Origin of the sequence: Pseudomonas sp. G11, assembly GCF_029457515.1 — a bacterium.
In the GTDB taxonomy this organism is placed as follows: Bacteria; Pseudomonadota; Gammaproteobacteria; order Pseudomonadales; family Pseudomonadaceae; genus Aquipseudomonas; species Aquipseudomonas gorinensis.
Genome location: NZ_CP120377.1, coordinates 6,728,487 through 6,740,043 on the forward strand (window position 1 = coordinate 6,728,487; position 11,557 = coordinate 6,740,043).

The 11,557-nt window shown below is 60.1% G+C and carries 15 protein-coding genes; 7 read left to right on the forward strand and 8 right to left on the reverse strand.

Features of this window, described 5'->3' with window-relative positions; all coding sequences use genetic code 11:
• Positions 1-53: 53 nt before the first annotated feature.
• From folM to P2T68_RS31055, 5 genes are read left to right on the forward strand one after another with little or no spacing between them, the layout of a single operon-like run.
• The gene (gene folM / locus P2T68_RS31035; RefSeq protein ID WP_024077359.1) at positions 54-764 is read left to right on the forward strand and encodes a dihydromonapterin reductase; all 711 of its coding nucleotides are present in this window, start codon (positions 54-56) and stop codon (positions 762-764) included.
• 20 nt (positions 765-784) lie between these two features.
• A complete protein-coding gene (gene folE / locus P2T68_RS31040; protein ID WP_024077360.1) occupies positions 785-1,345 on the forward strand; it encodes a GTP cyclohydrolase I FolE in 561 nt (186 codons plus the stop codon).
• 2 nt (positions 1,346-1,347) lie between these two features.
• On the forward strand, positions 1,348-1,719 hold the full coding sequence (gene folX / locus P2T68_RS31045) for a dihydroneopterin triphosphate 2'-epimerase (protein ID WP_003194073.1): 372 nt from the start codon (positions 1,348-1,350) through the stop codon (positions 1,717-1,719).
• Between the two features lie 23 nt (positions 1,720-1,742).
• The gene (locus P2T68_RS31050) at positions 1,743-2,039 is read left to right on the forward strand and encodes a DUF1244 domain-containing protein (RefSeq protein WP_024077361.1); all 297 of its coding nucleotides are present in this window, start codon (positions 1,743-1,745) and stop codon (positions 2,037-2,039) included.
• On the forward strand, positions 2,032-2,373 hold the full coding sequence (locus P2T68_RS31055; protein WP_024077362.1) for a HopJ type III effector protein: 342 nt from the start codon (positions 2,032-2,034) through the stop codon (positions 2,371-2,373). The genes P2T68_RS31050 and P2T68_RS31055 overlap by 8 nt, the downstream gene beginning before the upstream one ends.
• Positions 2,374-2,476: 103 nt before the next feature.
• Here the strand turns inward: P2T68_RS31055 and trxB are convergent, their stop codons facing one another.
• Positions 2,477-3,439: a thioredoxin-disulfide reductase gene (gene trxB / locus P2T68_RS31060; protein ID WP_024077363.1), complete on the reverse strand. Its 963-nt coding sequence runs from the start codon at positions 3,437-3,439 to the stop codon at positions 2,477-2,479.
• 294 nt (positions 3,440-3,733) lie between these two features.
• On the opposite strand from trxB, the gene cysZ reads away from it, so the two are divergent.
• Complete coding sequence (gene cysZ, locus P2T68_RS31065) at positions 3,734-4,498, forward strand: sulfate transporter CysZ (RefSeq protein ID WP_024077364.1); 765 nt, start codon at positions 3,734-3,736, stop codon at positions 4,496-4,498.
• A 54-nt stretch (positions 4,499-4,552) separates the two neighbouring features.
• The gene (locus tag P2T68_RS31070) at positions 4,553-5,731 is read left to right on the forward strand and encodes a glycosyltransferase family 1 protein (protein WP_041161021.1); all 1,179 of its coding nucleotides are present in this window, start codon (positions 4,553-4,555) and stop codon (positions 5,729-5,731) included.
• Positions 5,732-5,917: 186 nt separating this feature from the next.
• Here P2T68_RS31070 and P2T68_RS31075 read toward each other — a convergent pair whose 3' ends face one another.
• The 7 genes from P2T68_RS31075 to rplU form a co-directional block, all read right to left on the reverse strand.
• Positions 5,918-7,021, reverse strand: a complete 1,104-nt coding sequence (locus P2T68_RS31075; protein WP_024077366.1) for an NADH:flavin oxidoreductase — start codon at positions 7,019-7,021, stop codon at positions 5,918-5,920.
• Positions 7,022-7,162: 141 nt separating this feature from the next.
• Positions 7,163-7,645 (reverse strand): glutathione peroxidase, encoded by a 483-nt coding sequence (locus tag P2T68_RS31080; RefSeq protein ID WP_024077367.1) that lies wholly within the window; start codon positions 7,643-7,645, stop codon positions 7,163-7,165.
• Positions 7,646-7,746: 101 nt separating this feature from the next.
• On the reverse strand, positions 7,747-8,211 hold the full coding sequence (locus P2T68_RS31085; RefSeq protein ID WP_015885841.1) for a CreA family protein: 465 nt from the start codon (positions 8,209-8,211) through the stop codon (positions 7,747-7,749).
• A 16-nt stretch (positions 8,212-8,227) separates the two neighbouring features.
• A complete protein-coding gene (proB, locus tag P2T68_RS31090) occupies positions 8,228-9,346 on the reverse strand; it encodes a glutamate 5-kinase (protein WP_041161022.1) in 1,119 nt (372 codons plus the stop codon).
• Positions 9,347-9,473: 127 nt separating this feature from the next.
• Entirely contained in the window at positions 9,474-10,697 is a 1,224-nt protein-coding gene (gene cgtA, locus P2T68_RS31095; protein ID WP_024077369.1) for an Obg family GTPase CgtA, read from the reverse strand.
• A 193-nt stretch (positions 10,698-10,890) separates the two neighbouring features.
• The gene (gene rpmA, locus P2T68_RS31100) at positions 10,891-11,166 is read right to left on the reverse strand and encodes a 50S ribosomal protein L27 (protein WP_024077370.1); all 276 of its coding nucleotides are present in this window, start codon (positions 11,164-11,166) and stop codon (positions 10,891-10,893) included.
• A 34-nt stretch (positions 11,167-11,200) separates the two neighbouring features.
• A complete protein-coding gene (gene rplU, locus P2T68_RS31105; RefSeq protein ID WP_017847748.1) occupies positions 11,201-11,515 on the reverse strand; it encodes a 50S ribosomal protein L21 in 315 nt (104 codons plus the stop codon).
• Between the last annotated feature and the right edge of the window lie 42 nt (positions 11,516-11,557).

An 11,557-nucleotide genomic window follows, 5' to 3' on the forward strand; every position in this document is an offset into this window, starting at 1 on the left:
AGGGGCGGCCGGTCGCTGGTATAGTTCCAACCTGCCAGCGATTCGAGCCTCCCATGACCGCACCAAACGCCCCCATCCTGATCACCGGTGCCGGCCAGCGCGTCGGCCTGCATTGCGCCCAGCGCTTGCTGGATGAAGGGCAACCGGTCATTTTCAGTTACCGCAGTGAACGCCCCGGTGTACACGCCCTGCGCGAGCGTGGTGCGATCGGCCTGTTTGCCGATTTCTCCAGCGAGGCCGGCATCCTGGCCTTTATCGCTGAACTCAAGAGCCAAACTGATAGCCTGCGGGCCATCATCCACAACGCCTCGGCCTGGGTTGCAGAAACCCCTGGCGACGAAAGCCGTGCCTTGACCGACATGTTCAGTGTGCACATGCTTGCGCCGTACCTGATCAACCTGCATTGTTCACCCTTGCTGCAACGTTCTTCACCCGCCGACATCGTGCATATCAGCGATGATGTCGTGCGCAAAGGTAGCCGCCAGCACATCGCCTACTGCGCCACCAAGGCCGGGCTCGATAGCCTCACGCTTTCGTTTGCCGCGCAATTTGCGCCGCGGATCAAGGTCAACGGCATCGCCCCGGCGATGGTGATGTTCAACGAGGGCGATAACGCGGCCTACCGCGCCAAGGTCCTCGCCAAGTCGGCGCTGGGCATCGAGCCCGGGCCCGAGGTGATCTACCAGAGCGTGCGTTACCTGCTGGACAACCCCTATGTCACCGGTACCACCCTGACCGTCAACGGCGGGCGGCATATCAAGTAAGCCGTTTGTGAGGATGTTGTATGACCTTATCCCTGCCCCACCATTACCGCGAGATCCTCAAGGGCCTGGGCGAAGACCCGGAACGCGAAGGCTTGCTCGACACCCCCAAGCGCGCCGCCAAGGCCATGCAGTACCTGTGTCATGGCTACGAGCAGAACCTCGAAGAAATCGTCAACGGCGCGCTGTTCGCCTCCGACAATGACGAGATGGTGATCCTCAAGGACATCGAGTTGTACTCGCTGTGCGAGCACCACCTGCTGCCCTTCATTGGCAAGGCCCACGTGGCCTATATTCCGACCGGCAAGGTGCTGGGCCTGTCAAAGCTGGCGCGCATCGTCGACATGTTCGCGCGGCGCCTGCAGATCCAGGAAAACCTCACGCGGCAGATCGCCGACGCCATCCAGGAAGTGACCCAGGCCGCCGGCGTGGCCGTGGTGATCGAAGCCAAGCACATGTGCATGATGATGCGCGGCGTGGAAAAACAGAATTCAACCATGAACACCTCGGTGATGCTCGGCGCCTTTCGCGAGTCGAACACCACGCGCATGGAGTTCCTGCAACTGATTGGACGGAGCAAGTAGCAATGCCACAACTTCAACCAGGCATGGCGCGCATCCGGGTCAAGGACCTGTGCCTGCGCACCTTTATCGGCATCAACGAGGACGAAATCCTCAACAAGCAGGATGTGCTGATCAACCTGACCATCCTGTATGCCGCCCAGGAAGCCGTGCGTGACAACGATATCGACCACGCGCTGAACTACCGCACCATCACCAAGGCGATCATCGCCCATGTCGAAGGCAACCGCTTTGCCTTGCTCGAACGCCTGACCCAGGAACTGCTGGACCTGGTGATGAGCAACGAATCGGTGCTGTACGCCGAAGTCGAAGTGGACAAGCCCCATGCGCTGCGCTTTGCCGAGTCGGTGTCGATTACCCTGGCGGCCAGCCGCTAACCTCTTGAATCTGCGTGAGCCCTATGAACGACCAACAACGCCTCGAACTTGAAGCCGCCGCCTTTCGCCGGTTGGTGGCGCACCTGGACAGCCGCAAGGATGTGCAGAACATCGACCTGATGAACCTCGCCGGTTTCTGCCGTAACTGCCTGTCGAAGTGGTACAAGGCCGAGGCCGACGAGCGCCAGATCGAGCTGAGCCTCGATGACGCCCGCGAAGTGGTGTACGGCATGCCGTACGCCGAGTGGAAAGCCCAATACCAGAAAGAAGCCAGCGCCGAGCAACAGGCGGCGTTTGCCCAAGGAAAAACCCATGACTGATTTGAATACCCTGCGCGCCAGCCTCAACAGCGGCGAACATGCCTTTGCCGATACCCTGGCGTTCGTCACTGCCGGTTATGACTACCAGCCGCAGGCCTTTACCAATGGCACCGTGGAAAACGCCGCCGGGCAGAACGAAGGTTCATGCAAGACCCTGGGCCTGGCGCTGCTGGAAGGCTTGAGCGATCAGGAAGCACTGCTGGCCTTCGGCGAGCATTACCGCTCGGTGGTGGCGACGCCCGAGGGCAGCGACCATGGCAATATTCGGGCGTTGATTGCCCATGGGTTGGCAGGCGTGAAGTTCGCCGCTCAGCCACTGACCCGCAAATCCTGAGTCAGATGTCGATCAACATGTGGGAGGGGGCTTGCCCCCTCCCACATTTAAATCGCACTCACAAAAAAACCGGCCTCGCAGCCGGTTTTTTTGCTCAACGGATTTAGAGCGAAGCGTTGCCCAAACCGTCGAGGTAACGCTCGGCATCCAGCGCCGCCATGCAGCCGGCGCCGGCCGAGGTGATAGCCTGGCGATAGACGTGGTCGGCCACGTCACCGGCAGCGAAGATACCTTCGATGTTGGTCGCGGTGGCATTGCCCTCACGGCCGCCCTGTACCACCAGGTAACCGTCCTTGGCGTCCAGCACGCCTTCGAACAGCGAGGTGTTCGGGGTGTGGCCGATGGCGATGAACACGCCGTCGACTTTCAGTTCGTCGAAGCTGCCGTCGTTGTTTTTCAGGCGGGCACCGGTCACGCCCATGTTGTCGCCCAGGACCTCGTCCAGGGTGGCATTGAGCTTGAGGATGATCTTGCCTTCAGCGACACGGGCATGCAGTTTGTCGATCAGGATCTTCTCGGCGCGGAAGGTTTCGCGGCGGTGAACCAGGGTCACGGTGCTGGCGATGTTGGCCAGGTACAGCGCTTCTTCCACCGCGGTGTTGCCACCACCGACCACGGCGACCGGCTTGTTGCGGTAGAAGAAACCGTCGCAGGTCGCGCAGGCGGACACGCCCTTGCCCATGAACGCTTCCTCCGAAGGCAGGCCCAGGTAGCGGGCGCTGGCTCCGGTGGCGATGATCAGCGCATCACAGGTGTAGACGCCGCTGTCGCCGGTCAGGCTGTAAGGCTTTTTCGAGAAGTCGACGCTGTTGATGTGATCAAACACGATCTCGGTTTCAAAGCGCTCGGCGTGCTCTTTCATACGCTCCATCAGCACCGGACCGGTCAGGCCGTGGACATCGCCCGGCCAGTTGTCGACTTCAGTGGTGGTGGTCAACTGACCGCCCGCCTGCATGCCGGTGATCAGCAGAGGCTTGAGGTTGGCCCGGGCAGCGTAGACAGCAGCACTGTAACCGGCAGGGCCGGAACCGAGAATAATCACTCGCGAATGACGGGTATCAGACATGAATCACTCCTATCGACCGCCCGGACCACAAGACGGCTGGAATAAAAAAGGGACCACGAAGCACTTGGGGAAGGCTTTCACTCGCAGACCCTGAAAAATAATGGGTGCAGCGTATCGAGGGAGGCAAGATTAAGGAAATACGGAATAACAATCCAGCTCATAGGTGGTCTCTATGCTGTCGACCCGATTAATCGACGCCTTTGTTACCGTTGATGTCGTCATACCAGCCGCGCTTTCGCCCTGTCGGCAAAGCCGGTAAGGTCGGCGCGTTCGTCATCCTGTTCGGAGTCCTCCATGCCCGCCCCCGCTCTTTCCGGTCCGCAATATTTGCGCGAAGGCCTCAAACTGGTCCTCAGCCCTGGCCTGCGCCTGTTTGTGCTGCTGCCGCTGGCGATCAACCTGGTGCTGTTCGTCGGCTTGATCTATTTCGCCGGCCATCAGTTCAGCCTGTGGGTCGACACCTTGATGCCGACCCTGCCCGGCTGGTTGAGTTTCCTCAGCTATATCCTGTGGCCCTTGTTCGTGGTGCTGGTGGTGCTGATGGTGTTTTTCACCTTCACCATGCTCGCCAATATCATCGCGGCACCGTTCAATGGTTTTCTCGCCGAGAAGGTCGAGGTCGTGGTGCGCGGCACCGATGACTTCCCGCCGTTCAGTTGGGGCGAACTGGTGGCCATGGTCCCTCGCACACTGGCCCGGGAAATGCGCAAGCTGGGCTACTTCCTGCCACGGGCCATTGGCCTGTTTATCCTGTCATTCATTCCGGTGGTGAACCTGATCGCCGCGCCGCTGTGGCTGTTGTTCGGCGTGTGGATGATGGCAATCCAGTACATCGACTACCCGGCGGATAACCACAAGCTGGGCTGGAACGAAATGCTCGCCTGGCTGCGCCAGAAACGCTGGCAGAGCATGAGTTTCGGCGGCATCGTCTACCTGGTGTTGCTGGTGCCGGTGGTCAACCTGTTGATGATGCCGGCGGCAGTGGCCGGGGCCACATTGTTCTGGGTACGCGAGCAGGGCGCCGAGGCGATGGCCACGCCAAAGGCAATCAAGTCATAAATCCATCATCTCAATGACACAATGACGACATGGCCCACGGCGACACTGTGGGTCATGACGACAGCTTCGCTTCACATCACCCTGATCACCGAAACCTTCCCGCCAGAGATCAACGGGGTGGCCAATACCCTTGGCCGCCTGTGTGACGGTTTGCGCGCACGCGGCCATCAGGTCGAGCTGGTGCGCCCACGCCAAGGCACCGATCAGAGCCGGACCAGCGACGACCAGTTGTTGCTGTGCCGCGGCTGGCCGTTGCCTGGCTATCCAGGCCTGCAGTGGGGGCAGTCGTCAATGCACAAGCTGCTACGACGCTGGACACGCCAACGCCCGGACGTGCTGTACATCGCCACAGAAGGCCCGCTCGGGTTATCGGCGCTACGCGCCGCGCGTCGCCTCGGGATCAGCGTGGTCAGCGGCTTTCACACCAATTTCCAACAGTACTCGAACCAGTACGGCATGAGCCTGTTGAGCCGCGTGGTCACGCACTACCTGCGCTGGTTTCATAACCGCTCGACCTTGACCCTGGTTCCCAGCGCCAGCCAACGCCTGGAACTGGAACGCCGGCACTTCGAGCGCTTGGGGATGTTGTCGCGCGGGGTGGACAGCCAACTGTTCAACCCGGCCAAGCGCGATAACGCATTACGCGAGAGCTGGGGCCTGGGCAATGACGATATTGCGGTGCTGCATGTCGGGCGCCTGGCGCAGGAAAAGAATCTGGGCATGCTCAAGCGTTGCTTCGATACCCTGCGCGATACTTATCCACAGCGTCGCCTGCAACTGATCGTGGTCGGTGACGGGCCGCAACGTGCGCTGCTGGAGCACGACCTGCCGCAAGCCATATTCTGCGGTACCCGGCGCGGCGAAGAACTGGCGCGACACTACGCCTCGGGGGATCTGTTCCTGTTTCCCAGCCTGACGGAAACCTTCGGCAATGTGGTGCTGGAAGCCATGGCCTCCGGGCTCGCGGTGGTGGCATACGACCAAGCGGCCGCGACCCAGCACATCCGTCATGGTTACAACGGTGTGCTGGCGATGCCCGGCGATGAGGAAGCGTTCTGCGATGCGGCCAATTGGCTGCTGGAAGATCGTGAGCATTTACGCAGAGCACGCCTCAATGCCCGTCGGCATGCCAGTCACCAGGGCTGGCCGGCAATTATCGAGCAGTTCGAGAACCAGCTACGCGGTGTGTGCGGAGAACCTTTTGCTGTTCCCACCCTGCCTTACGTTCGTTGAACGATCGGCGAATGACGTCAGTCGGTTCGCCCTCCTGCCAGCCTAGCCCTTGAATAATGGCTTGCACGACATGACACCTACCAGATGAGGGGACTCCCCCCATGGAGCGCGCTCAAAAAAGAGGCAGGTCATTCATGATCGACAAACAATAGAGAGCCCGCTGGCAATCAGCGGGCGCCCAGCCTTTTACACCAGGCTCATCAACGCCTCACGGCTGAACGGCAGGATGTCACCCTCGCGGCCTTCGCGCACCTTCACCGCCCAATCCGGGTCCACCAGCAAGGCGCGGCCCACGGCGACCAGATCGAACTCATCATTGTTCAAACGCTCCAGCAGTTTTTCCAGACTGGCCGGTTGCGCAACCTTGTCGGTGTTGACCATAAATTGCAGGAACTCGCCATCCAGACCGACACTGCCGACCGTGATGGTCGGTTTACCGGTGAGCTGGCGAGTCCAGCCGGCGAGGTTGAGGTCGGAACCTTCAAATTCAGGTTCCCAGAAACGACGCGTGGAGCAGTGGAATATGTCCACGCCGGCGTCAGACAACGGCTTGAGAAATTCGCCCAGCGCCTCGGGGGTTTGCACCAGACGTGCGCTGTAGTCCTGCTGTTTCCACTGGGAGAAACGGAAGATGATCGGAAAGTCCGGGCCAACTGCGGCGCGGGTTGCCTGGATCAGCTCGATGGCAAAGCGCGAGCGGTTGGCCAGGCTGCCACCGTATTCGTCGGTACGCTGGTTGCTGCCTTCCCAAAAGAACTGGTCGACCAGATAGCCGTGGGCACCGTGGATTTCCACGCCGTCCATGCCGATGCGTTGGGCATCCTTGGCCGCCTGGGCGAAGGCGTTGATCACGTCTTTGATGTCTTGGGTGGTCATGCCGTGAACGACCACGTTGCCATCCTTGAGTTTTTCCATCGGGCCATACGCCGGCACGCTGGCATCAGGCTCAGTACCGATACGGCGCACGCTGCCCACATGCCACAACTGCGGGACGATCTTGCCGCCTTCGGCGTGCACGGCGTCGACCACCTTCTTCCAGCCGGCCAGCGCCGCTTCGCCATAGAAATGCGGAACATTCGGGTAGCCGTTGGAGGCCAGGTGACCGACCACGGTGCCTTCGGTGATGATCAAGCCCACACCTGCGGCGGCACGGCGGCGGTAGTACTCGATGACCTTGGCGTTAGGCACGCCACCTGGGGAAAAAGAACGGGTCATCGGCGCCATGACCACACGGGTCGACAGCTGCAGTGCACCGAGCTGGAACGGTTTGAACAAGGCTTGGACAGGCATGGGAGCACTCCACGGGAGACGGGGTTTATGATGCGGATAATATGAGGAGTGCGAAGGGCTGAGTAGCACTATTGATCTGGGTGATTAAGGGATAAAAGTAGAAGCCCGCCGGTTGTCACCAACCTGTGGCGAGCGTGCTGTTCAAGCCAGGGCTTTTTCGATGGCCTGGACGACCGTCGGATCTTCCGGCGCGGTACGCGGCGAAAAGCGCGCAAGCACCCGACCATCCTTGCCCAATAGGAATTTCTCGAAGTTCCAAGTGATATCCCCTGGAAACTCGGCCCCCTCGCCCGCCAGCAAACGGTACAACTGATGACGCTCAGGGCCGTTTACATCGAGTTTGCTGCCCAGGGGGAAGGTCACGCCGTAGTTCAGGTCGCAGAACTCGCGGATTTCCTCTTCGGTGCCAGGTTCCTGGCTTGCAAACTGGTTGCACGGCAGGCCAAGCACGGTAAAACCCTGGTTCTTGTATTGCTGGTAGAGGTTTTCCAACGCCGCATATTGCGGGGTCAAGCCACATTTGGAAGCCACGTTGACCACCAGCACAACTTGCCCCTTGAAGGGCGCCAGCGCCAGCTCTTGTCCGTCCAAAGCTTTGAGTTTCAGATCGTGGAAAGCACTCATGACGAACTCCAGATATCCCATGTTCTTAGCATTGCGGCTGTTCGAGATTACAACCCGCAAGTCTGCAATCATAGACGCCGATTACAAAACTCGCCTGCGAACTACTGAGCGGTCGGCCACGGCAAAATCGGTATCGCGGTGACTGCGTTCTGTGGGCTGCCTTCGATCAGGCGGTCGCTGTAGACCAGGTACACCAGGGTATTGCGCTTCTTGTCGAGGAAACGCACCACCTGCATGGTCTTGAACACCAGCGAGGTACGTTCCTTGAATACTTCGTCGCCATCCTTGAGTTCACCCTTGAAGCGGATCGGCCCGACCTGACGGCAGGCGATCGATGCCTCGGCACGGTCTTCGGCCAAGCCCAGCCCGCCTTTCACGCCGCCGGTCTTGGCGCGCGACAGGTAGCAGGTCACCCCGTCGACCTTGGGGTCATCGAACGCTTCGACCACGATCCGGTCGTTGGGGCCGACAAATTTGAACACCGTCGAAACCTGGCCAATCTCTTCGGCCGAGGCCAGCAATGGCATGGCCAACAGCAGGCCGAGCAATCCCTTCATCACGCGCATCGTGTATTCCTTTCGTTTAAACCAGGATCAGGTTGTCGCGGTGCACCAGTTCCGGTTCCGCCATGTAACCCAATAGACCGACAATCGCATCAGACGACTGCCCAATGATTTTCTGCGCTTCCAGGGCACTGTAATTGGCCAGGCCACGGGCGATTTCGCGTCCGTCCGACGCCACGCACACCACCATCTCGCCGCGGCGGAAGCTGCCCTGCACCAATTTGACGCCCACAGGCAACAGGCTCTTGTTGCCTTGGGACAGTGCCGATACGGCGCCATCATCCAGCACCAGGGTGCCACGGGTTTGCAGATGCCCGGCCAGCCACTGCTTGCGCGCCGCCAGCATGCCACGCTCGGGCGACAACAGCGTGCCGATGCGTTCACCGGCCTTGAGGCGATCCAGCACACGTTCCAGGCGCCCACCGACGATGATGGTATGGGCGCCGGAACGTGCAGCCAGGCGCGCGGCGCGCAGCTTGGTCTGCATGCCACCACGCCCCAGGGCGCCGCCAACGCTGCCAGCCACGGCGTCCAGCGCCGGGTCATCGGCGCGGGCTTCGTAGATCAGTTGGGCATCAGGGTTGTTGCGGGGGTCGGCGTCGAACATGCCGTCGCGGTCGGTAAGGATGACCAGCAAGTCGGCTTCCACCAGGTTGGCCACCAGGGCAGCCAGGGTGTCGTTGTCGCCGAAACGGATTTCGTCGGTGACCACCGTGTCGTTCTCGTTGATCACCGGGATGACCTTGAGCTCCACCAGGGCGCGCAAGGTACTGCGGGCGTTGAGGTAACGCTTGCGGTCTGACAGGTCGTCGTGGGTCAGCAGGATCTGCGCCGTATGGCGACCGTGCTCGGCAAAGCTGGACTCCCAGGCTTGCACCAGGCCCATCTGGCCGATAGCGGCGGCGGCTTGCAGTTCGTGCATCGCGCTGGGTCGCGCGGTCCAGCCGAGGCGGCTCATTCCGGCGGCAACCGCCCCGGACGAGACCAGTACCAACTCGACACCCGCCTCATGCAAGGCCACCATCTGCTCGACCCAGACGCTCATGGCTGCGCGATCGAGCCCCTTGCCATCCGCCGTCAACAGCGCACTTCCGATCTTTACGACCCAGCGCTGCGCACCTGTCACTTTGCTCCGCATCATCTTCAACCTTAGATAGAGGGCTGCACGCGACCCAGCGCCGCCCATAACGTTATTAGTGACTACAGGTATACCCAGATACCAAAACGCCGCTCCTGGGAGCGGCGTTCAAGTTTATCGCAACGGATCAGTCGCGCACGTAAATGATTTCCGGACCGTCTTCATCATCCACGTCTTCCTCGTCCCAATCATCGTCGCCGATGTCATGGACCGACTTCACGCCGCTGCGACGCAGGGCACGCTGGTCATCCAGAGCCTGCAGCTGGGCACGGGCTTCGTCTTCGATGCGCTGGTCGAGCTCGGCGAGTTCGGCCTTGAACACCGGGTCGGCCGCCAGGCGGTCGGCGCGGTCTTCCAGGTAGCGCATGATGTCGCGGGTCAGGCGCTCGGTGCCTTCTTTGGCGATGGCCGAGATCACGTAGACCGGACCTGTCCATTCCAGGCGATCGACGATTTCCTTGACGCGCTCCTCGTGCTCTTCTTCGAGGATCTGGTCGCATTTGTTCAGCACCAGCCAGCGATCCCGCTCAGCCAGGGACGGGCTGAACTTGGTCAGCTCGCTGACAATCACTTCGGCGGCGTCCGGTGCACTGGTGTCATCCAGCGGCGCCATGTCGACGAGGTGCAGCAGCAAACGGGTACGCGACAAATGCTTGAGGAAACGAATACCCAGACCAGCACCATCGGAAGCACCTTCGATCAGGCCGGGGATGTCAGCGATCACGAAGCTTTTCCAACGATCGACACTGACCACACCCAGGTTCGGCACCAAGGTGGTGAACGGGTAGTCGGCGACTTTCGGCTTGGCGGCAGAGACCGAGCGGATGAAGGTACTTTTGCCGGCGTTTGGCAGGCCCAGCAGGCCCACGTCGGCGAGGACTTTCATTTCCAGCTTGAGGTCACGCTGTTCGCCCGGCTTGCCCGGCGTGGTCTGGCGTGGCGCACGGTTGGTACTGGACTTGAATCGGGTGTTACCCAGACCGTGCCAGCCGCCCTGCACAACCATCAGCTTCTGGCCGGCCTTGGTCAGGTCCCCAATAACTTCCTGGGTGGCGGAGTCGATGATCGTGGTGCCGACCGGTACGCGCAGTACCAGGTCTTCGCCTTTTTTACCGGTGCAATCGGTGCTGCCACCGTTGGAGCCACGCTCGGCATCGAAGTGCCGGGTGTAACGGTAGTCCACCAGGGTGTTGAGGTTTTCGTCGGCCATCATGTAGATGGAACCGCCGTCACCGCCGTCACCGCCGTTGGGGCCACCGTTTTCGATGAATTTTTCGCGACGGAAACTCATGCAACCGTTACCGCCGTCGCCTGCTTTTACTCGGATGGAAACTTCATCAACGAACTTCATAACAAAACGCCTCTCGCCGCACGGACGAGCTTAAGAAACCAAGACATAAGACTCTTGCAAAAATGAGCGCAGCGACCTCAATCAACGACCGCAAATCCAGCGCTTGAGCCCATTACAAACAGCTTTGCAAGAGACTCACCCCACAAACGAAAAAGCCCCGTCGCGAGACAGGGCTTTTCCAGCAACTACGTAATTATGCCGCGACGACGTCAGTCTTCGGGACAATGCTCACGTAACGACGACCGAAGGCGCCTTTTACTTCGAACTTGATCACGCCTTCGACTTTAGCGAAGAGAGTGTGATCTTTACCCATGCCAACACCGTAACCGGCGTGGAATTGGGTGCCGCGCTGACGCACGATGATGTTGCCCGGGATGATTACCTGGCCGCCATACATCTTCACGCCAAGGCGTTTGGCTTCTGAGTCGCGACCGTTACGGGTACTACCACCAGCTTTTTTGTGTGCCATGAGTCAATTCTCCTAGTGAGGAATTAGGCTGAAATTAAGCCTGAATACCGGTGATTTTGATCTCGGTGTACCACTGGCGGTGGCCCATACGCTTCATGTGGTGCTTACGACGACGGAACTTGATGATGCGGACTTTATCGTGACGACCTTGGGAGATCACTTCAGCCACAACGGTAGCGCCAGCAACAACTGGAGCGCCGATGTTCACGTCATCGCCATTGGCGACCAACAGAACGCGATCAAAGGTAACGGAGTCGCCGGTAGCGAGTTCCAGTTTTTCGATCTTCAGGTATTCACCTGGGGCGACCTTGTATTGCTTGCCACCAGTAACAATTACTGCGTACGACATGGTATTTCTCCGATAATCCTGCTCACCCAGCGCTTTATAAGA